Consider the following 20,956-nt stretch of genomic DNA (forward strand, 5'->3'; position numbering starts at 1 on the left):
CACCCAGCGTCCTTCAAATTTCTTTCTTGAGCAAATCTTTCCTATTTTCGTAAGGCATGATATTGATCAATTCGAAACTACCAGCCGTTGGCACTACCATATTTTCGGTAATGTCTAAATTAGCCCAAGAACATAATGCGATAAACCTTTCACAAGGATTTCCTGATTATGCTACTAATGATAAATTAATCAAATTTGTAGCCGATGCCATGAGGGATGGACATAATCAATACGCCCCTATGCCAGGCCTACTCGAGCTACGTGAGTTTGTTGTAGAAAAAGTTGAAGCGCTGCATGGCGCCCAATACCATCCTGATACAGAAGTAACTATTACTGCGGGCGGAACTCAGGCCATTTTTACGGCTCTAGCATCAGTAATCAACCCGGGTGATGAGGTGATTATCTTCGAGCCCGCCTATGATTCGTATGCACCCACAATCAAGTTGTTCGGAGGTCTTGTTAAACCCTTCGAGTTACATGCTCCCGATTATGCAATTGATTGGGAAATGGTAAAGAAACTCTTTACTGCGAACACTAAAATGATCATTATTAATAGCCCCCAGAACCCCTCTGGGAGTATTCTAGAAAAAAAAGATATAGATGCCTTAATAAAATTAACCAAAAATACAGACATTCTAATTTTAAGTGATGAAGTTTACGAGCACTTAATCTATGATAATGTCCAACATCATAGTGTATCGAAATATCCAGAATTGAGGGAAAGAAGCTTTGTGATCGCCTCTTTTGGTAAATTGCTTCATGCCACAGGCTGGAAATTGGGCTATTGCCTTGCTCCAGCCAAATTAATGGCTGAATTTAGGAAGGTTCATCAATTCAATGTGTTCAGTGTAAATACACCGATGCAGATGGGGATTGCCAACTTTCTTAAAAGTGAAAATGCTTATCAAGACCTTGCCGGTTTTTTTCAGCAAAAGAGAGATTTGTTCCGCTCACTTTTAAGCGAGACCAAATTTAAATTATTACCTTGTAGAGGTTCTTATTTTCAATGTGTAAGCTATGAAGACCTCAGCACAGAAAAAGATACAGAAATGGCACTAAGATTGGTCGAAGAGGTTGGAGTGGCATGTATTCCCGTTTCGGCTTTTTATACCAAAAAAATGGATGAAAAGATTTTAAGATTTTGTTTTGCTAAAGAACAAGATACTTTAGAGAAAGCCGTTGAAAGATTAATGAAAATATAAATTCGACTCCTAACAATAATAAAATGGAAAGTCCACAATATTTGAACATTCAAAACTTAAAGATTACCGTCTTTCAGGCTTACCTATTCTGGGAAAATACCGATAAAAACTTACAAAATATAACCTTGCGCTTATCTGGGGGCGTTAGAGAAAAAACCGACCTTATTGTATTGCCCGAAATGTTTAACACCGGATTTTCTATGAACGCCGAGCTATTGGCCGAAGAAATGACAGGTAAAACCATGTTGTGGCTTAAAAAAACCGCGTCAAATTATGATTGTGTGGTTACAGGAAGCCTGATGATAAAAGAAGGTGAAAAATTCTATAATAGAATGATCTGGATGCTACCAAACGGCGACTATCAATACTATGATAAACACCATTTGTTTGGAATGGGCGATGAAGACGAAAAATTTACTGCCGGACAAAAACCAGTAATTGTAGAACTAAAAGGATGGAAAATAAGGCTTGCCGTATGCTACGACCTTCGTTTCCCTGTTTGGCTGCGCAATAAAAATACAGAATACGATATCTTACTCTTGATAGCCAGTTGGCCAGACAAACGCTCTTCGCACTGGAGAACATTAATTCATGCCCGTGCAATTGAAAACCAAAGCTATGTTGTGGCGGTTAACCGCGTTGGGCATGATGGAAATCAAGTGTATCACAGTGGCCATTCGATGTGCATAGACCCACACGGCAATACTGTTTATTATAAACCAGAGGATGAAGATCTTTATACCTTTAGTATCAATTATCCTGATCTCGAGAAAATCAGAAGACAATTCCCTTTTTTACAAGATGCTGATAAGTTTAACCTAACTGATAATAAAAGTTGAGAGTTGGAACGGTTTTCGGAAGCTACTCTCAACGTTCAAACAATAACATAACAAAAGCTGGGAGTTAGTCCGACAATTCAACAATTCAACAATTAACCAGTTAACCAATTCAACAATTAACCCATTCAACAAATAACCAACTACCCTTTTCATGCTCAATAGAAGAAAATTCATCAAGTCCACTGCCCTATCCACGGCGTTAATAGCGGTAAGCAAACAAGGTATGGCCGAGATAATTCCGACAAAAACGCAGAGGTTAAATCAGCCAATAGTAATTTCGACCTGGGATTTTGGGGTAGCTGCAAATGCTGGGGCATGGAAAGTACTAAATACAAATGGAAGGGCATTAGATGCGGTAGAGCAAGGTGTACGCATTACAGAGGCTGAGGGAACAAATCAATCTGTTGGTTTGGGCGGATTGCCTGATCGGGATGGGATCGTTTCCCTTGATGCCTGTATTATGGATGATCTAGGTAACTGTGGAGCGGTTTTAGCTCTCGAGCAAATCTTACATCCCATTTCGGTGGCCAGAAAAGTAATGGAAAAAACGCCACATGTGATGCTTGCTGGAAGTGGAGCCCTTCAATTTGCCTTAGAACAAGGATTTAAAAAACAAAGCTTATTAACGCCAGCAAGTGTAAAAGCATGGAAAGAATGGTTAAAAACTGCAAAATATCAGCCTACAGTTAATATTGAAAATAAACTTTACAATAAAGCTGCGCCTGATAAATTGCCAGGAAATAAATACAACCATGATACCATTGGCATGATTGCGTTAGATGCCCATGGAAACCTATCAGGAGCGTGTACCACGAGTGGGATGGCCTATAAGCTTCACGGCCGTGTAGGTGATAGCCCCATTATTGGCGCCGGACTATACATCGACAACGAAATTGGGGGAGCAACCTCAACAGGTGTTGGCGAAGAGGTGGTAAGAAATGTAGGCTCATTTTTGGTGGTAGAACTGATGCGGCAAGGCTATTCTCCAGAAGATGCCTGCAAAGAGGCAGTGATGAGGATCATCAAAAGGAAACCAGAAACCGCAAAGAATATTCAGGTAGGGTTTTTAGCGATGAACAAAAAGGGCGAATACGGTGCATATGCCATTCAAAAGGGCTTCACCTATGCAGTTTGCAACACCGAAAAACAAGATTTAGTAATTAAAGGGAAAAGTTATTATTAGGTTTGGGGTTAAGCGGAAAGCGTTTGGCGTTCGCAAAATCCTTCCCGCCCATTAGGTGTAAATATGCGATGTTAATATGACGATCATTTTGGAGGTTTGTGCCAATTCATACATGTCCGGAAAAGAAGCTGAACTTGGAGGTGCCTTTCGTATAGAACTCTGCGAAAACATGGCAGAGGGGGGTACCACACCAAGTTATGGTCAAATCAGATTATGCAAAGAAAGATTAAATCTTGAAGTGTGGCCAATCATTAGACCTCGTGGTGGCGATTTTTTATATAACGATGATGAATTTGAAATCATGAAGGCCGACATCACCCTGTGTAAAAATTTAAATTGTGATGGTGTTGTTACTGGAATTTTATTAGCCAATGGCGAAATAGATCAGCTTAGATGTGCGGAACTCATAAAATTAGCTTCTCCAATGCCCATCGCTTTTCATAGAGCGTTTGATATGTGTAACAACATGGAAATCGCCCTTGAAAAACTAATCGAATTAGGCTTTGTAAGGGTGCTCACATCCGGCGGAGCCGAAAATGCCTTTCTAGGAATGGAAAAAATAACACGTCTTGTTAAACAAGCAGCTAGTAGGATCGAAATTATGCCTGGTGCTGGAATAAATCCGGCCAATATTAAAACTATTCAAAACCACACCGGTGCTAAGGTATTTCATTCATCAGCTCGTATAAAAGTGCAGAGTAAAATGTATTATAAAGGTTCTAAAAGCACACTGGGTAGCGTTACTGAAGAATATGAGTACGAACAAACTTCATCAAAGTTGGTTAGTCAGTTAATCCAGGCCATAACATAACATGAAAAAAATTAGCTTAATTCTTGGACTAATCTGCAGTTTTGCCTTAGTAAAGGCACAAAACCCTAAAATGGGTGCTCCAACTTTTACCTTGGGTAATTTTACAGACGACTACAAGATCGCCTATACCATTAACGATACCCTTTGGATCCAACATCCAAACATCAAATACCATATCATTAAATGGAATCCAGAAAAGCAGTATTTAGTAGCTAAAAATGACTCGGGCAATCCCACAGATAAAAATAAATATACCCGCATAGATTATATGACATTTAGCGGCATGGAACCTTTTCTTTGGGGCTTCTGTTTAACAGCCTACGATGCAGAAACCGATAAGATTGCAGAAGAAACCGCTTATGCAGATAGGCAAAACCCTAAAACAGGGTGCAACGGTTACCCCTTCTCCAGAATGAAAAAAAACGATTCTACACCCACTACAAATTAGATTAATGAAGTTTTTAAAAATATCAATAGGGCTTATTTTCCTTGTAAATTTTGCATTTGCGCAAAACAAAAAAGAGTATACCCAATATGTAAATCCATTTATCGGCACTGGTGGTCATGGACATACTTATCCTGGGCCCGCACTCCCCTTTGGCATGATCCAGCCCGGTCCTGATACACGCTTAAACGGTTGGGATGGGTGTTCCGGTTATCATTATACCGATTCGCTGTTGTATGGCTTTTCTCAAACCCATTTAAGCGGAACCGGCATAGAAGACTATTGCGATTTTCTATTGATGCCAACTACGGGAAAACCTCAATTTAACAACAAACAGTATGCTTCGTCATTTCAGAAAAAGAATGAAAAAGCAAGTCCAGGGTATTACAGGGTATTTTTAGATAAGTATCAAATCAAGGCAGAAGTTACGGCTACACGAAGAGCTGGCTTATATCGTTTTACCTATCCTAAATCAAATGAGGCAAATATTGTAGTTGATCTTAGTCACCGAGATAAAACATTAGCGAGTTGGATAGAAGTTGTTGGTGATAAAGAAATCAGAGGTTATCGTAAATCGAGCGCGTGGGCAAAAGGGCAGGAACTTTATTTTTGTTTGCGTTTTAATAAACCTTTCAAATCATGGAGGAGTGAAAACGAAAATATTTTTAATGCTCGTGTAAAGAAATTTGAGAGTAATGGTGGGGTTAAACTCATTCTTCAATTTGAAACTTCGGCCGAAGAAGAAATTTTAGCTCAGGTAGCCATTTCTCCGGTGGATGGTGAAGGTGCAGTCAAAAACCTAGATGCAGAAAAACTGGGCTTCGACTTCTCTAAAACATGGGCAGCAGCCAAAAGTAGTTGGAACAATGAATTAGCTAAAATTGATGTAGAAAGCAGTAACAAAAACCAGTTAACAACTTACTATACTGCGCTCTATCATAGTTTACTTAATCCAAATTTGTATATGGATGTAGACGGTAGATATCGTGGTCTGGACAATAAAATCCATACCGCCAAGGACTTTGAATATTATAGCGTTTTTTCCTTATGGGATACCTATCGCACCGAAAATCCATTGTTAACCTTAATTAATCCGAAAAGAGCCTTAGACTTCATCAAGACCTTTTTAGCCATGGATAAAGAAGGAGGATTACTCCCTATTTGGCCACTTGCCAATGAAGAAACCTATTGTATGATTGGCAATCATTCTATTCCCGTAATTACGGATGCCTACGCTAAAGGAATTCGAGGTTTTGATACAAAGTTGGCCTTGGCCGCGATGAAACATGCGGTAAATAGAAATCAGTTTGGCATTAATGATTATGCAAGGTATGGTGCAGTAATGGCTGACATGGAGCATGAAAGCGCTTCTAAAACAGTTGAGTATGCTTATGATGATTGGTGTATTGCACAGTTTGCAAAGATGATTGGCGAAGAAGCCGATTATCAGGTTTATAGTAAAAGAGCCCAAAACTGGAAAAACGTCTTTGATCCTAGCACGCTTCATATAAGAGCAAGGAATAATGGTGGATGGTGGAAACCATTTAATCCAACAGAGGTAAACAACAATTATACCGAAGGTAATTCATGGCATTACAGTTTTAGTACACAGCAAGACATAAATAGCCACATGGAGTTTATGGGCGGCGAAAAAATATATCAGCAAAAGCTGGATGAATTGTTTACTACGAAACTCGGTTTAACCGGACGAGACCAGAGTGATATCACAGGATTAATTGGTCAATATGCACATGGAAACGAGCCAAGTCATCATATGGCCTATTTATTTGCCTATACCAATCACCCAGAGAAAACACAGTATTACATCAATAAGATCATGAACGAGCAGTACCAGAATGCTCCCGATGGTTTGGCGGGCAATGAAGACTGCGGACAAATGAGCGCATGGTTGGTAATGAGTGCTATGGGGTTTTATCCAGTTTCTCCCGGAAATAATATGTACACTTTTGGTACCCCTTGGTTTAAAAAGATGACTATTAGTCTAGAGAATGGGAAAAAGATCTTTATAAAGGCACCACCTAGAAATAACGACAACTTTTATATAAATGGCATTTCGCTAAATGAAAAATCCTATAAAAAATTATACCTGAACTTTGATGATATAAAAAATGGGGCAAATTTAACCTTTGCCTTATCAGCAAAACCAAATCTGAAATATCTAAACAGCTTGCAGAAACCAATAGTTAAGATCAGCACCAACCTGATTGTTCCTAATCCGATAATCGATGGTCCGCAAGAAACATTTAAGAATGAAGCAACGATTCGCCTCACTTCTGCCCTCCCTGGCGCAACCATTTATTATACATTAGATGGAAAACTACCAACAGATGAATCATTAAGATATAGTGCTCCCTTCGCCATTGATAAAAGTACAACCATAAAATCAATTGCTTATAAAACAGGCTTCAAAGCAAGTTATGTTAGTACAGCGATCTACAAACAAATCTCAACTAATTATACCATCAAAATTGACAGTGAAATTAATAAAAGCTTTACTGGTGGCGGTAATGATGCCTTAATAGATGGGGTTCGAGGAACCGTCAACTGGCGTGTTGGTAACCGTTGGCAAGGCTTCTGGGGCAAGGATTTTGAGGCTATTTTAGATTTAGGAAAAAACCAAACAGTTAATGAGGTAAGCATTGGTGCCTTGCAGGATACCAATGCCTGGATTGTTTTCCCACCCGAAACCGAGTTCTATGTTGCGGGAACAGATTTAAACTTTAAGTTAATTGCCACAGTTAAAGCACCGACTGATGCTAAAGATTATACGATCCAGATCAAGGAATTGGCCACAAAGGTAAATGCCGATTGTAGATATATTAAAATAGTGGCGAAAAACTACGGTACCCTTCCTTCGTGGCACGAAGGCGCTGGTGGAAAAGCACATACGTTTTTTGATGAGATAACGGTAAAGTAGTTCGGAGTTTTCAGTTGAGAGTTTTCAGTTGGGAGCTAGCTTAACGCCAAGACCTAGCTGCGCTAAACCAAATCATTACCAAGCACGTAAATAATTATAATTACCTAAATTAGAGAAAGAAACCTCTCCATACCTATGAAAGATTCAGCAACTACCAAATCAAAACCAATAGAAAATTCTAAGCTCACCGGACATAAAAAGCGTAGGGATGGTGTTTCTTTATTTATTACTAACACTTTTGGCTCTATTGTATTCTTACTAGCATTTGCGATTTTTGTAATAGCCTGGGTCTGTATTAATTTGGGCTTTTTTGACCAGATTACCCCTTTCGATCCATTCCCTTTCCAAGAACTACAAATGGTTGTATCTGTATTCGCCATCGTGCTCACCATATCCGTATTAATTAGCCAGAAAAGACAGGCAAGGTTGGAAAAAATTGGTCAAGAAGTAGAATTTGAGGTTAATATAAAGTCTGAAATGAAAATTACCAAGGTTTTGGAAATGCTTCATAGTATCCAAAAGGAAATGGGAATCGCAGATAAAGATAAAGAACTAGAACAGCTCAAAGAACATACCGATATAGAACAGTTGCATAAGGAGGCTGAGGAGTAACCGTGACATTTTCTTTCCTTTTCAGGTCACAGTTATCATTTTTCAGTTGACCGTTTACAGTTAATTACCTAATTCGATAAATAGCTAATTAGCTAATTGACATTTTTGCTATCTTTGCACAAAGATGAAGCACATACGTAATTTTTGCATAATTGCACATATCGACCACGGTAAAAGCACTTTAGCCGATAGGTTGTTAGAATATACCAACACCATTAGTCAACGCGAATCTCAGGCACAATTGCTTGATAATATGGATTTAGAGCGCGAGCGCGGCATAACCATTAAAAGTCATGCCATACAGATGAACTTTAAGATTGACGGCCAGGAATACAATTTTAACCTCATCGATACCCCTGGTCACGTAGATTTTTCTTACGAAGTATCCCGTTCTATTGCCGCATGCGAAGGCGCATTGTTAATTGTAGACGCATCACAGGGCATTCAGGCACAAACCATCTCCAATCTTTATCTCGCGCTGGAGCACGATTTAGAGATTATCCCCATCTTAAATAAAATGGATTTGCCGGGGGCGATGCCCGAAGAGGTAAAAGACCAGATTATCGACCTTATCGGCTGTAAAAGAGAAGAAATTATTCCGGCTTCCGGAAAAACAGGTATGGGTATTCCAGAGATCTTACAAGCTATTGTAGATCGCGTCCCTGCCCCGGTTGGCGATCCGAAGGCACCCTTGCAAGCGCTGATCTTTGATAGTGTTTTTAATTCCTTTAGAGGGATCATTGCCTACTATAAAGTAGTTAACGGAGAGATTAAAAAAGGAGATAAAGTTAAATTTATTAATACAGGCAAACAATATCTGGCTGATGAAGTTGGGATCCTAAAACTCGACATGTCGCCCCGTAGTGTAGTTAAAACAGGTGATGTAGGTTATATTATTTCGGGGATTAAAGAAGCACGGGAAGTAAAAGTTGGAGATACCATTACTACCGTAGAAAATGGTTCAGCGGATGGGATCCAAGGTTTTGAAGAAGTAAAGCCTATGGTATTTGCCGGAATTTATCCGGTTGATACGGATGAGTTCGAAGAATTGAGAGAAGCCATGCACAAATTGCAGCTCAATGATGCATCCATTGTTTTTGAACCAGAAAGTTCGGCAGCATTGGGTTTTGGTTTCCGTTGCGGTTTCTTGGGTATGTTGCACATGGAAATTATCCAGGAACGCCTGGAACGCGAGTTCGATATGACGGTAATTACCACTGTGCCCAACGTATCCTACATTGCATATACCACCAAGGGCGATGAAATTATCGTTAATAATCCCTCCGACCTACCAGATCCAAGTAAATTGGATTCGGTTGAAGAACCCTATATCAAAGCAAACATTATTACCAAAGCAGATTTTGTTGGTCCAATCATGTCGCTGTGCATTCAAAAAAGAGGAACGATCACTCATCAATCTTACCTTACTTCTGATCGTGTAGAACTTGTTTTTGAGATGCCAATGGGCGAAATTGTATTCGATTTTTACGATAAGTTAAAAACGCTTTCAAGAGGCTACGCCTCATTCGATTACCATCAAATTGGATACAGAAAATCTGATTTGGTGCGCTTAGATTTATTATTGAACGAGGAGCCGGTTGATGCACTTTCATCGTTAATACATCGAAGTAATGCGTATGATTTTGGTAAAAAGATCTGCGAGAAATTAAGAGAACTTATTCCTCGCCAACAATTTGAAATTAAAATCCAAGCTTCTATTGGCGCTAAGGTAATTGCCCGCGAAACATTGAGTGCCTTACGTAAAGACGTTACCGCTAAATGTTATGGGGGTGATATTTCACGTAAGCGTAAACTTCTTGAAAAACAGAAAAAAGGTAAAAAACGCATGCGCCAGGTAGGGAATGTAGAAATTCCACAAACGGCATTTATGGCTGTGCTTAAATTAGATTAGCGTTAAGCGCTGAGCGATAAGCGTTTAGTTAACGCCTACACTCTACGCCCAACGCCCAACGCAATACTACATGTTACTACTCGACGGAAAATTCGCTTCAGAAAAAATAAAGAATGAAATAGCTGATGAAGCGGCAGCATTTTTAGCGCAGAGCGGACGTAAGCCACACTTAATTGCCATATTAATAGGCAATGATGGTGGAAGTGAGACCTATGTAGCTAGCAAAATGAAAAACTGCGAAAAGGTAGGTTTTCAATCCTCGTTGATTAGATATGATAATACAGTTAGCGAAGCAGAGCTCCTAGCCAAGATCCAAGAAATAAATCAGGATAAAGGAGTTGATGGTTTAATTGTGCAATTGCCCTTGCCCAAACATATCGATCCCGAAAAAGTTACCGAAAAAATCGATTATCGGAAAGATGTAGACGGATTTCACCCCATTAACTTAGGCAGGATGATGCGTAATCTGCCTTGCTTTATTCCGGCCACTCCATATGGAATTTTGCTTATGCTCAAAGCCTACAATATTGATACTACCGGGAAACATTGTGTAGTTGTTGGGAGAAGCAATATCGTTGGTAGTCCGATGAGTGTGTTAATGGCACGTAACGCCAATCCGGGGAACTGCACGGTAACGTTAACCCATAGCAAAACCCATAACCTTAAAGAAATGATCTTGCAGGGCGATATCATAGTTGCCGCTATCGGTAAAAAGAATTTTGTAACCGCTGATATGGTTAAACCAGGAGCAATTATAATCGATGTTGGGATCAATCGAGAAACATCAACCGAAACTAAATCTGGTTACAAATTATTCGGTGATGTAGATTTTGAAAATGTAGCCCCAAAAGCTTCGTGGATTACACCTGTACCTGGTGGCGTCGGATTAATGACTATTGTGGGCTTATTGAAAAACACCTTAGCATCTGCTAAGAAAGAAATTTATTAATAGATTAATATGATTTCCGCTTCGCGGATGATTACACAGATATAGCCCAAATTAAAAGAGAAATCTTTAACTTTAGTTACGTATAAAAATATTTTTTAATACGTGTAATTTGTATTATCTTTGATTATTCATTTTATTGCGTCGCCATGGATACCAAATTAACCTTAAGCTTTAACCAGGAGGTGGTTACAAAAGCTAAAAAATATGCCGCGGATAATAACATTAGTTTATCTAGGTTAATAGAGCACCTGCTTACTCAAGTTACGGCAAAGCAATACAAATCCTTAGAAGATTTTCCGATTTCGGATTGGGTAAGCATGGTATCTGAAGGAGAAATCGAGTACAAAACATCAGATAAGGCTCATACTCGCAAAGAAAGTAAAAGTGAATATTTCTCTTCAAAAAAATAAGCAAAGGTTGTTTTTAGATGCTAATGTATTAGTATCCGTATTGAACAAGGAATATCCCTTATTTACATTTTCTTCGCGGATACTAAGTTTAGCTGCTCATCCCCAGTTTGAAGTCTATACCTCTCCCCTGTGTTTGGCTATTGCTTTTTACTTTGCGGAAAAAAAAAGTCACACATCGTTAGCTAAAAAGAAGATTGCTTTACTTTGTCAACATATTCAAGTCGCGGAGAATTCTAGTGCAGGCGTTTCCGCCACGATAAATAACCCTCAAATCAATGATTTTGAAGATGGATTGGAGTATTATGCAGCCATGGAAAGCAAATGCAACTATATCATCACCGAAGACAAAGCGGATTTTTATTTCGCAGAAGTGAAAGTATTAAGCTGTAAGGAGTTTTTTGAGCAGCAGTATCGATGAACAATTAATTTTCCCTTCTATCAACCCATCTCGTCCTCGTTTGTAACGACGCGTGAACAGTGCGATTGTATCGCACAAATCTAAGACAGCTATTTTATTTTACCAAAGATTATCAAGCTGCACGGAGTTTTTTGAGCAGCAGTTATCGATGAACAATTAATTTTCCATTCTCTCTGCCCCATCTCGTCCTCGTTTGTAACGAGGATGCGTGAACAGTGCGATTGTATCGCACAAATATAAAGACCACTATTTTATTTTACCAAAGATTATCAAGCTGCACGGAGTTTTTTGAGCAGCAGTTATCGATGAACAATTGATTATTTTCCCATCTCTCAACCCAATCTCGTCCTCGTTTGTAACGAGGATGCGTGAACAGTGCGATTGTATCGCACAAATATAAAGACCGCTATTTTATTTTACCAAAGATTATCAAGCTGTACGGAGTTTTTTGAGCAGCATTTATCGGTGAACAATTGATTATTTTCCCATCTCTCAACCCAATCTCGTCCTCGTTTGTAACGAGGATGCGTGAACAGTGCGATTGTATCGCACAAATATAAAGACCACTATTTTATTTTACCAAAGATTATTAAGCTGTACGGAGTTTTTTGAGCAGCAGTTATCGATGAACAGTTAATTTTCCATTCTCTCTGCCCCATGCTCCCCATCTCGTCCTCGTTTGTAACGAGGATGCGTGAACAGTGCGATTGTATCGCACAAATCTAAAGACCGCTATTTTATTTTACCAAAGATTATCAAGCTGTACGGAGTTTTTTGAGCAGCAGTTATCGATGAACAATTAATTTTCCATTCTCTCTGCCCCATGCTCTCTGCTCTCTACCTAAACATCCTTTTCCACAAACTCTCCCTAAATCCAACATAAAGTCCATCTTCCCGTATTTCTATAGGATAAATAGTAATGTAATCGCCTTGCCCCTCCGCTCCTCTTCCAGTAGTTAAATTGTATTCGTACCGATGGATAGGGCAAACGATATTACCTTGTTTACACCATCCTCCACTCAAGATACCACCGGCATGGGGGCAGGTATTTTGAACGATATGGATTTTCTGGTCGTATTTAATGAGGCAAAGTTTTTTGCCGTTTACTTTAACCTGCGTTACAACATCATTATCGGGTAGGTTAATATCAACTTTTACCCAGTTCATCGTTAATAATTGACCTTAAAATTTAACATTTCAGGATGTAACATTGCTTCTATCATGTCTATTTCAAGCTTGAACTGTTTTCTATCAGGCGATAAAGTAGCTTTCTCATTATCTACTGATATTGCTGCTCGAGGCAAGTTAATGATAATTTTACTTGTCATTTTCATATCCATCATCTTCAATACCTTAAACGCTTTTTCATTCTTTTCCTTTTGTGCTGCAATTAGCTCAGGCCGCACTTTTCGTTCAAAAGAATTGGAGGTAATAACGAAATCATATTCTTCATTCTTAAATGGCAGATCCGACTCCTTGTCTTGATATGGCGATTCTGTTGACTTCCCTTTCGAAATTTTAGCGCCTGGTGGCGGAGACATGATCATTTCAACGGTCTTTCTCTTTTTTATAGTCGAACTAAAATTCGACAAAAAATATTTCAGTTCTTCAATCGAGTTTCCTTTGCTATTGAAACTGATTTTGAAAAGTCCGTTAGGCATATCCATTTGGGTTCTCACTACGGTACGGTCAAGCAAATTTCGTTCTTGATCCGTTAGATTTTCATTGGCGTTGTTTGCTGTTGCCCCTAAGTTAATTAGCGTATCCTTTACCAGCATACTTTTAGCCATTGATGCTGCTGAATCCGGATTCAGCATGGCGGCAATCCCCATCAATTTGCTTAGATCAATCCCATAATTCACTTCGTAAGCACCATCATCTTTTAAATTATAGGTCTCCTCTAACTCAAAACATGAGCTTAAGAAAAGGCATAAAAAAGGAAGTAGCAGTAAGATTTTGTTTTTCATGAGCGTAAATATTGCTTTGACAAGATACACATATTCATAATAATCCGCTACATTTTCTTACTTTTGCACCTTAATTTATGGCACATCAAATACCAGAGGACGGCACATTACTTCCATTAATGGAAGAATTTTATACCATACAGGGCGAAGGATTCAATACGGGAAAAGCAGCTTATTTTATTCGCTTAGGAGGTTGTGATGTAGGCTGTCATTGGTGTGATGTTAAAGAGAGCTGGGATGCAGAGGTCCACCCTTTAACCTTAGCGGACGATATTGCCGCTAAAGCAGATACATTTCCGGGCAAAGCTGTAGTTGTTACCGGAGGCGAACCGCTGATATATAATTTGGACTACCTTACCCAAAAGCTTCAAGAAAGAGGAATTTTAACTTTTATTGAAACCTCAGGTGCTTATCCACTTTCGGGATCATGGGATTGGATCTGTTTATCTCCGAAAAAATTTAAGGCCCCACGGCCAGACATCACTCCTTTTGCCCACGAGCTAAAAGTGATCGTGTTTAATAAAAGTGATTTCGAATGGGCCGAAAAGTATGCAGCAACGGTTTCACCAACCTGTAAATTATACCTTCAGCCCGAATGGTCTAAAGCGAAAGAGATTACGCCCTTAATTGTTGCTTATGTAATGGCAAATCCAAGATGGGAAATCTCACTTCAAACGCATAAATTCCTTAATATTCCTTAACATATCCAATAATTTCAGTACATTAGCTATTACCAGAATGGCTCATGAACAACTACTTATTCTTCTTTCTTTGCTTCTTTGCTTTATCTGTTAGTGCCCAAAATTCAACTGTAAAAAAAGCACAGGAAAGTTTTGAGGATGCACAACAATATTTACGGCAGAACATCTATGATGAGGGCATTAAATTTTTGGATGAAGCCGTGAAAGCGGATCCAAAATTCCAGCTGGCCTATATCCAGCTGGGTGATGTGTATAGAAGATTGAAAGATTATCCGAGGGCAAAGAGCAATTATCAAAAGGCGGTCAATGCTGCACCTAATGTAGAAACCCGAATTTATTATGTATTAGCTGAAAGTGAACTTTTATCTGGTGATTATACGAATGCCAAAACTAACTTCTTGGTATTCCAACAAAAGTACATAGGAACCGATCAGGAGTTTATTAAAAAAACGAAAAAATATCTGCTGGATTGTGATTTTGCCATTACCGCTATAAAATCACCTAGCAAATATGAACCCATCAACATGGGGTTTTATATCAATAGTGCAAATAAAGAGTATTTTCCTACGTTAACTGCCGATGGTGAAACTATTATTTTTACCCGAGTTGTAAACGGTAATGAAGATTTTTATATCTCCAAAAAAGGTGCTACTGATTGGCTAAGGGCAAAACCATTAAGTCCTGCGATTAATACACCTCAATATAATGAAGGTGCCCAATCCATCTCCCCAGATGGGAAATATTTATTTTTCACGGGCTGTAATCGCCCTGATGGCATGGGCCGATGTGATATTTATGTTTCAAAAAAAGAAGGCAACGACTGGGGTAAAGCCCTAAATTTAGGTAGAACCATCAATTCTGAATATTGGGAATCGCAACCTTCTATCAGTCCGGATGGAAGTACACTGTATTTTCTGAGCAATAGGCCAGGTGGGATCGGCGGATACGACATTTGGAAAAGCATGTTAACAGACGAAGGCCGCTGGACAGACCCTGTAAACCTGGGGCCGAATGTTAACACCCCATTTGATGAAAGCACCCCATTTATCCACGCAGATGGTAAGACGCTCTACTTTTCGTCTAATGGCTGGCCAGGTTTTGGCGATAAAGATATTTTCTTTTCACGCATAGGCGATGATGGACAGTTTTCGATACCCATAAATCTCGGCTATCCAATTAATACTTTTAACGAAGAAATAGGGCTAACAGTAAGCGCAGATGGTACAGAGGGCCTGTTCTCCTCTAACATTCAGGGCGGAGGATTCGGCGAACTGGATATTTACCATTTTAAGTTGCCAGAAAAAGCCAAGCCACTGCCGGTTACGTATATCAAGGGCGTGGTTAAGGATCGAGAAACCAAAGCCCTTTTACAAGCTAATGTTTTAATTATAGATTTGAAGACCAATAACGCCATTTTTAACGATTTTACCTCTATTGAAACTGGTGATTTTCTAGCTGTAATGCCATTGGGAAGCGATTATTACGTGAATGTTGATGCTGATGGGTATCTATTCAACTCTCAACACTTTGCGTTAAAAGAAAACAAAACCAATAAACCTTATGAATTGGAGATTTTATTGGATAAAATTAAAGTAGGCAGTTATGTGACCCTTCAAAATATATTTTTCGACACCAACAAATACGAACTATTGCCCCCATCTATGGCCGAATTAAACATTTTAATGGATCTGCTTAAAAATAATCCCAACCTTCAGATCGAGATCCAGGGATACACGGATAACGTGGGCGACCTTAAATTAAACGCAAAACTTTCTGAAAATAGGGCGAAATCGGTTTATGATTTCTTGGTCAACCAGGGTATAGCATCAACTAGACTAAGTTATAGAGGTTATGGAGATAGCAAACCAAGAGCCGATAATGCTACCGAAGAAGGCAGAAAACAAAACAGAAGAACAGAATTTATAGTAACAAAAATTTAACCCATATATGACACCTCAAAACTATCAGAATCACGTCCGGTTTAACCTACCCTATCATTTTATTGCCATTCCTTTAATGGTATTGGGAGAAGGTTATGCCCTTTATAATTTTTACCATTGGCCCGATTCGGTAAATGGCCTATTGGTCTTGGCCTTTGCACTGATCTGCACTGTAGCCATGTTCTCTCGTTGGTTCGGTTTAAGAAACCAGGATCGCGCGGCAAGGGCCGATGAAAGATTACGTTATTACATTTTAACCCAAAAAATGCTCCCTGCTAATTTAGGTTTAGGCCAGATTTTGGCATTGAGATTTGCAAGCGATGAAGAGCTGGTAGCTTTGGTTGAAAGAACAGTGAAAGAAAACCTTTCGTCAAAGGAAATTAAACAGGCAATTAAAAATTGGCGGGGAGATTATCATCGGATTTGATTTGGGTTTACTCATCGGATGAGTTGTAGTCATCCGATGAGTGGTTCAAATTATAGCTTCCCGTACTCTTACTAATTTCACCAGCAAATCTTCCAATAAAGCCAAATTTAACATGTTTGCTCCGTCTGATTTTGCATTGGCCGGATCAGGATGTGTTTCAATAAACAAGCCATCAGCCCCCACGGCAATTGCAGCTTTTGCTATTGTAGCAATTAGTTCGGGCTTGCCACCCGTTACGCCGCTAGTTTGGTTGGGCTGTTGCAAAGAGTGGGTACAATCCATTACTACGGGAACCCCGAAACTTCTCATTTCGGGAATGCCCCGGTAATCAACAATAAGATCTTGATAACCAAACGTATTGCCCCTATCAGTTAAAATAACTCTATTATTTCCCGAATCGATAATTTTATCTACCGCAAACTTCATAGACCCTGCTGAAAGGAATTGCCCTTTCTTAACGTTAACCACTTTACCGGTTTGAGCTGCTGCAATAAGCAGATCCGTCTGTCGGCATAAAAAGGCGGGAATCTGGAGAACATCTACGTAAGCAGCGGCCATTGCTGCCTCTCCACTTTCGTGGATATCGGTTACCGTGGGCACATCAAATGTATGGCCTATTTTTTCGAGAATCTTTAGTGCTTTTTCATCACCAATACCTGTAAAAGAACTGCCTTTACTTCTGTTCGCTTTTCGGTATGAACCTTTAAAAATAAAGGGTATCCTTAGCTTATCCGTAAGTTCTACAATTTTTTCAGCTATTTTAAGCGCCATTTCTTCGCTTTCTATTGCACAGGGACCAGCCATTAAAAAGAAGTTATTGGATTGGGTATGCTTAAGTTTATCTATTTCAAACATTCGTTATTATGTAAAATGGAAGATGGAAGGGAGATGGAGTGTTGGGTTTTCACCTTTTCCATCATACATCTTACATCTTACATTGCGTTCAATTTCCTAGTTCACTCATGAACTTAATTCTCATCAGTTGGATTTCTTCGCGTGTATAATCACTTTCGCCGAGGTCGCTAAGTGCTTCATCAATCGAATCATTATCAGCCGCTCTAAAATAATCGAATACTTCGTCCTGCCTATCCTCATCAATTAGTTCATCCACAAAATAGGATAGATTGAGCTTGGTGCCAGAATTAACGATCGCTTCTACTTCTTTAAGTATATCGAAATAGGTAATCCCTTTTGAACGGGCAATATCTTCTAGTCCAATCTGCCTGTCGATATTTTGGATAATCGACACCTTTAACGCAGATTTATTTGCTTGGGTTTTGATTACCAGGTCAATTGGCCGTTCGATATCATTGTCGGCCACATATTTCTTGATGAGTTCTATAAATGGTCCGCCGAATTTTAGTGCCTTTCCGTTACCCACCCCAGAAATCTGTTTCAACTCATCCATAGCTATAGGATAATGCGTACACATTTCTTCTAATGATGGATCTTGAAATACCACAAATGGAGGCACACTTTTCTGCTTGGCAATCTTTCTGCGGAGATCTTTTAGCAACTGTAACAACTGTGTATCCAATGCTCCTGTACCGTGTTTTACGTCGTCTTCATCATCATCAGCTGCGCTTTCTATTAATTCGTTAAGAATAAATTTAATGCTGTATGGATTTTCAATAAACTCTTTTCCGGCTTTCGTTAAACGCAAAAGACCGTAGTTATCGATATCCTTAGAAACAAAATTATTAAGTACGGCTTGCCTAATCAATGATTTCCAGAGAATTTCTCCATCCACCTTTCCTAGTCCATACTCTGGTAAGGTATGTTGTTCGTAAGCAATAGTTTGTGCCGTTTCACTGCCCATAAATATATTAAGCAAATGGGCATCATCAAATTTCTCACCGGTAGATTGAATTAGTTTCAGGAAGGTTAACAAATTCTCCTCTGCTTCAAAAAGCTGTTTTGGCTTTTTGCAATTATCGCACATGCAATTGCAACCTGTTTCGTTAAAGTTTTCGCCGAAATAATGTAAGATCTGCTTTCTTCGGCATACGCCTGATTCGGCATAATCTATTACTTCTTTTAAGATTTGAGTACCTATTTCTCGTTCTGCTACAGGTTTATCTTTCATAAACTTGGCCAGTTTATCTACATCTTTCTGTGCATAAAATGCCAAGCAAACCCCTTCGCCTCCATCCCTACCGGCCCTACCCGTTTCCTGATAATAGCCTTCCATGCTTTTTGGTATATCATGGTGGATTACAAAACGAACATCTGGCTTATCAATTCCCATTCCAAAGGCAATAGTGGCAACAATCACCTCAGCATCTTCCATCAGAAACTTATCTTGTGTTTCGGCCCGCACTTTCGGTTCCAGCCCCGCGTGATAAGGGAGTGCTTTAATTCCGTTTAGGTTTAGGGCTTCTGCTACTTCTTCTACTTTTTTACGGCTTAGGCAATAAATAATGCCTGATTTTCCCGTATTGTATTTAATGTAGCGAATAATTTCTTTGATCACATCCCTTTTAGGGCGGATTTCATAGAAAAGATTAGGCCTGTTAAACGAAGATTTGAACAGAGTGGCATCGGTCATCTGCAAGTTCTTAACAATATCTTGCTGAACTTTGGGAGTGGCAGTAGCGGTTAGTGCAATAATCGGAATTTCTTCGCCCAGCCCACTAATTACCTGTCTAATTTTGCGGTATTCTGGCCTAAAATCGTGCCCCCATTCAGAGATACAATGTGCTTCGTCTACGGCAACAAAAGAAATTTTTAGTAGGCGTAGAAACTCGATGTTTTCCTGTTTTGCAAGTGATTCTGGAGCAACGTATAAAAGTTTGGTCTGCCCGTTTAACAGATCGTTTTTAACCTGGGTAATTTCGGTTTTATTGAGTGATGAATTTAAGAAGTGTGCGATGCTATCACTACCTCCAAAAGCACGTAACTGATCAACCTGATTTTTCATTAGGGCAATTAATGGAGAAATTACAATTGCTGTACCTTCACTCATTAAAGCCGGCAATTGGTAGCAAATAGACTTACCGCCACCAGTTGGCATAATTACGAATGTGTTTTTTCCTTCTAAAATATTGGTAATAATCGGTTCTTGATCACCCTTAAAATTATCAAAACCGAAGAAAGTTTGTAAATTATCAAATAACGACTTTTTCACGTCCATTTTTTGTATCAAATATTCTGTGCTATTATTGTTCAAAATAACATAATTTTGCAGTAATTAAAGCATTAATATACTAATAAATTCTCTTTGAAAAGTAAAAAATCTATTATCGAAACTGCTGTTGCTACGTTGAAGCTCGAATCTGAAGCTATTAACAACCTCATACAGCATATTAACGACGATTTTGTGAATATTGTACATGTAATTTTAGCATGTAAGGGAAGAGTTATCGTAACGGGGATTGGAAAAAGTGCCATTATAGCCCAAAAAATTGTGGCAACATTTAATTCGACCGGTACCCCGGCTATATTTATGCATGCTGCTGATGCTGTTCATGGCGATCTGGGAATGATACAACGAGATGATATTGTGATGTGCCTTTCTAAAAGCGGCAATACCCCAGAAATAAAGCTTTTGGCTCCATTATTAAAACAATCCGGCAACGCCTTGATCGGAATGTTGGGCGCTATGGATTCTGATTTGGCAAAACAGGCTGATTATACCTTAAATACCAGTGTTGATAAAGAAGCTTGTCCGCATAATTTGGCGCCAACTACAAGTACAACAGCACAATTGGCCATGGGCGACGCCTTGGCCATATGCCTATTGGAAAGCAGGGAATTTAATACGCAAGATTTTGCCCGGTATCATCCGGGTGGATCATTGGGTAAACGTTTATACCTCAAAACAGGAGATCTGGCCATAAAGAACGAAAAACCAAGTATCGCCCCTAGTGCTTCGGTTAAAGATGTGATCGTTGCAATTAGTAAAAACCGTTTGGGGGCGGTTGTTGTTATTGCCGATAGTAAAGTTGAAGGCATAATTACGGATGGCGATATTAGGCGTATGCTCGAAAGAAATACGAACATCGAAAATATTAAGGCCAAAGATATCATGAATGTCCATCCGAAAAAGATTGATAAAGATGAGCTGGCATTATTAGCTTTGGAAATAATTAAGGAGAACAACATTACGCAGCTTTTAGTAACCAATGGCGAGGCCTATTATGGAATGGTCCATCTACACGATCTATTGCAAGAAGGTATTATCTAAACTAATTATCTTAACT

The 20,956-nt window shown here is 39.2% G+C and carries 19 protein-coding genes; 15 read left to right on the top strand and 4 right to left on the bottom strand.

Going from position 1 to position 20,956, the window contains the following annotated elements:
- The first annotated feature begins 56 nt into the window (after positions 1-56).
- From AC6H0V_RS05925 to AC6H0V_RS05975, 11 genes are all read left to right on the top strand, one after another.
- Positions 57-1,202: a methionine aminotransferase gene (locus AC6H0V_RS05925; RefSeq protein ID WP_497562794.1), complete on the top strand. Its 1,146-nt coding sequence runs from the start codon at positions 57-59 to the stop codon at positions 1,200-1,202.
- Positions 1,203-1,225: 23 nt separating this feature from the next.
- A complete protein-coding gene (locus AC6H0V_RS05930) occupies positions 1,226-2,041 on the top strand; it encodes a nitrilase family protein (RefSeq protein ID WP_497562795.1) in 816 nt (271 codons plus the stop codon).
- A 151-nt stretch (positions 2,042-2,192) separates the two neighbouring features.
- Positions 2,193-3,224 carry a glycosylasparaginase gene (locus AC6H0V_RS05935; RefSeq protein ID WP_497562796.1) on the top strand — a complete coding sequence of 344 codons (1,032 nt, stop codon included), beginning with the start codon at positions 2,193-2,195 and terminating at the stop codon, positions 3,222-3,224.
- A 76-nt stretch (positions 3,225-3,300) separates the two neighbouring features.
- A complete protein-coding gene (locus AC6H0V_RS05940) occupies positions 3,301-4,035 on the top strand; it encodes a copper homeostasis protein CutC (protein ID WP_497562797.1) in 735 nt (244 codons plus the stop codon).
- Between the two features lies 1 nt (position 4,036).
- Positions 4,037-4,483 carry a hypothetical protein gene (locus AC6H0V_RS05945; RefSeq protein ID WP_497562798.1) on the top strand — a complete coding sequence of 149 codons (447 nt, stop codon included), beginning with the start codon at positions 4,037-4,039 and terminating at the stop codon, positions 4,481-4,483.
- A 4-nt stretch (positions 4,484-4,487) separates the two neighbouring features.
- Positions 4,488-7,418, top strand: coding sequence for a GH92 family glycosyl hydrolase (locus tag AC6H0V_RS05950; protein WP_497562799.1), 2,931 nt, complete (start codon positions 4,488-4,490; stop codon positions 7,416-7,418).
- Between the two features lie 135 nt (positions 7,419-7,553).
- Positions 7,554-8,030, top strand: coding sequence for a DUF1003 domain-containing protein (locus AC6H0V_RS05955; protein ID WP_497562800.1), 477 nt, complete (start codon positions 7,554-7,556; stop codon positions 8,028-8,030).
- Positions 8,031-8,154: 124 nt separating this feature from the next.
- Positions 8,155-9,942 carry a translation elongation factor 4 gene (gene lepA, locus AC6H0V_RS05960; RefSeq protein WP_497562801.1) on the top strand — a complete coding sequence of 596 codons (1,788 nt, stop codon included), beginning with the start codon at positions 8,155-8,157 and terminating at the stop codon, positions 9,940-9,942.
- A gap of 70 nt (positions 9,943-10,012) precedes the next feature.
- A complete protein-coding gene (locus AC6H0V_RS05965) occupies positions 10,013-10,891 on the top strand; it encodes a bifunctional 5,10-methylenetetrahydrofolate dehydrogenase/5,10-methenyltetrahydrofolate cyclohydrolase (protein ID WP_497562802.1) in 879 nt (292 codons plus the stop codon).
- Positions 10,892-11,037: 146 nt separating this feature from the next.
- On the top strand, positions 11,038-11,301 hold the full coding sequence (locus AC6H0V_RS05970) for a DUF6364 family protein (protein ID WP_497562803.1): 264 nt from the start codon (positions 11,038-11,040) through the stop codon (positions 11,299-11,301).
- Positions 11,276-11,719 (top strand): PIN domain-containing protein, encoded by a 444-nt coding sequence (locus tag AC6H0V_RS05975; protein ID WP_497562804.1) that lies wholly within the window; start codon positions 11,276-11,278, stop codon positions 11,717-11,719. The genes AC6H0V_RS05970 and AC6H0V_RS05975 overlap by 26 nt, the downstream gene beginning before the upstream one ends.
- Positions 11,720-12,556: 837 nt before the next feature.
- On the opposite strand, the gene AC6H0V_RS05980 is transcribed toward AC6H0V_RS05975, so the two are convergent.
- Positions 12,557-12,886, bottom strand: coding sequence for a Rieske (2Fe-2S) protein (locus tag AC6H0V_RS05980; RefSeq protein WP_497562805.1), 330 nt, complete (start codon positions 12,884-12,886; stop codon positions 12,557-12,559).
- A gap of 2 nt (positions 12,887-12,888) precedes the next feature.
- A complete protein-coding gene (locus AC6H0V_RS05985) occupies positions 12,889-13,686 on the bottom strand; it encodes a hypothetical protein (RefSeq protein ID WP_497562806.1) in 798 nt (265 codons plus the stop codon).
- 77 nt (positions 13,687-13,763) lie between these two features.
- Here AC6H0V_RS05985 and AC6H0V_RS05990 point away from each other — a divergent pair, with 77 nt between their 5' ends.
- The 3 genes from AC6H0V_RS05990 to AC6H0V_RS06000 are packed head-to-tail and all read left to right on the top strand — an operon-like array spanning position 13,764 to position 16,754.
- On the top strand, positions 13,764-14,387 hold the full coding sequence (locus tag AC6H0V_RS05990; RefSeq protein WP_497562807.1) for a 7-carboxy-7-deazaguanine synthase QueE: 624 nt from the start codon (positions 13,764-13,766) through the stop codon (positions 14,385-14,387).
- A gap of 44 nt (positions 14,388-14,431) precedes the next feature.
- Positions 14,432-16,327, top strand: coding sequence for an OmpA family protein (locus AC6H0V_RS05995; RefSeq protein ID WP_497562808.1), 1,896 nt, complete (start codon positions 14,432-14,434; stop codon positions 16,325-16,327).
- Positions 16,328-16,334: 7 nt separating this feature from the next.
- Positions 16,335-16,754 carry a DUF6526 family protein gene (locus AC6H0V_RS06000; RefSeq protein WP_497562809.1) on the top strand — a complete coding sequence of 140 codons (420 nt, stop codon included), beginning with the start codon at positions 16,335-16,337 and terminating at the stop codon, positions 16,752-16,754.
- Between the two features lie 45 nt (positions 16,755-16,799).
- Here AC6H0V_RS06000 and kdsA read toward each other — a convergent pair whose 3' ends face one another.
- Together kdsA and recQ are read right to left on the bottom strand one after the other, a co-directional pair.
- A complete protein-coding gene (gene kdsA, locus AC6H0V_RS06005) occupies positions 16,800-17,609 on the bottom strand; it encodes a 3-deoxy-8-phosphooctulonate synthase (protein ID WP_497562810.1) in 810 nt (269 codons plus the stop codon).
- Positions 17,610-17,697: 88 nt separating this feature from the next.
- A complete protein-coding gene (gene recQ, locus AC6H0V_RS06010) occupies positions 17,698-19,887 on the bottom strand; it encodes a DNA helicase RecQ (RefSeq protein WP_497563364.1) in 2,190 nt (729 codons plus the stop codon).
- 87 nt (positions 19,888-19,974) lie between these two features.
- Between recQ and AC6H0V_RS06015 the strand changes: the two genes are divergently transcribed.
- Positions 19,975-20,940, top strand: coding sequence for a KpsF/GutQ family sugar-phosphate isomerase (locus AC6H0V_RS06015; RefSeq protein WP_497562811.1), 966 nt, complete (start codon positions 19,975-19,977; stop codon positions 20,938-20,940).
- Positions 20,941-20,956 lie beyond the last annotated feature (16 nt).

The organism is Pedobacter sp. NO84 (assembly GCF_059703915.1).

Bases quoted from the DNA above. Each gene is read 5' to 3' on its own strand.
- AC6H0V_RS05925 (WP_497562794.1), top strand. From the start codon at position 57: ATGATATTGATCAATTCGAAACTACCAGCCGTTGGCACTACCATATTT.
- recQ (WP_497563364.1), bottom strand. From the start codon at position 19,887: ATGGACGTGAAAAAGTCGTTATTTGATAATTTACAAACTTTCTTCGGT.
- AC6H0V_RS05990 (WP_497562807.1), top strand. From the start codon at position 13,764: ATGGCACATCAAATACCAGAGGACGGCACATTACTTCCATTAATGGAA.
- AC6H0V_RS05940 (WP_497562797.1), top strand. From the start codon at position 3,301: ATGACGATCATTTTGGAGGTTTGTGCCAATTCATACATGTCCGGAAAA.
- AC6H0V_RS05930 (WP_497562795.1), top strand. From the start codon at position 1,226: ATGGAAAGTCCACAATATTTGAACATTCAAAACTTAAAGATTACCGTC.
- AC6H0V_RS05950 (WP_497562799.1), top strand. From the start codon at position 4,488: ATGAAGTTTTTAAAAATATCAATAGGGCTTATTTTCCTTGTAAATTTT.
- AC6H0V_RS05935 (WP_497562796.1), top strand. From the start codon at position 2,193: ATGCTCAATAGAAGAAAATTCATCAAGTCCACTGCCCTATCCACGGCG.
- AC6H0V_RS05995 (WP_497562808.1), top strand. From the start codon at position 14,432: ATGAACAACTACTTATTCTTCTTTCTTTGCTTCTTTGCTTTATCTGTT.
- kdsA (WP_497562810.1), bottom strand. From the start codon at position 17,609: ATGTTTGAAATAGATAAACTTAAGCATACCCAATCCAATAACTTCTTT.
- AC6H0V_RS05980 (WP_497562805.1), bottom strand. From the start codon at position 12,886: ATGAACTGGGTAAAAGTTGATATTAACCTACCCGATAATGATGTTGTA.
- AC6H0V_RS06000 (WP_497562809.1), top strand. From the start codon at position 16,335: ATGACACCTCAAAACTATCAGAATCACGTCCGGTTTAACCTACCCTAT.
- AC6H0V_RS05955 (WP_497562800.1), top strand. From the start codon at position 7,554: ATGAAAGATTCAGCAACTACCAAATCAAAACCAATAGAAAATTCTAAG.
- AC6H0V_RS05985 (WP_497562806.1), bottom strand. From the start codon at position 13,686: ATGAAAAACAAAATCTTACTGCTACTTCCTTTTTTATGCCTTTTCTTA.
- AC6H0V_RS05965 (WP_497562802.1), top strand. From the start codon at position 10,013: ATGTTACTACTCGACGGAAAATTCGCTTCAGAAAAAATAAAGAATGAA.
- AC6H0V_RS05945 (WP_497562798.1), top strand. From the start codon at position 4,037: ATGAAAAAAATTAGCTTAATTCTTGGACTAATCTGCAGTTTTGCCTTA.
- lepA (WP_497562801.1), top strand. From the start codon at position 8,155: ATGAAGCACATACGTAATTTTTGCATAATTGCACATATCGACCACGGT.
- AC6H0V_RS05970 (WP_497562803.1), top strand. From the start codon at position 11,038: ATGGATACCAAATTAACCTTAAGCTTTAACCAGGAGGTGGTTACAAAA.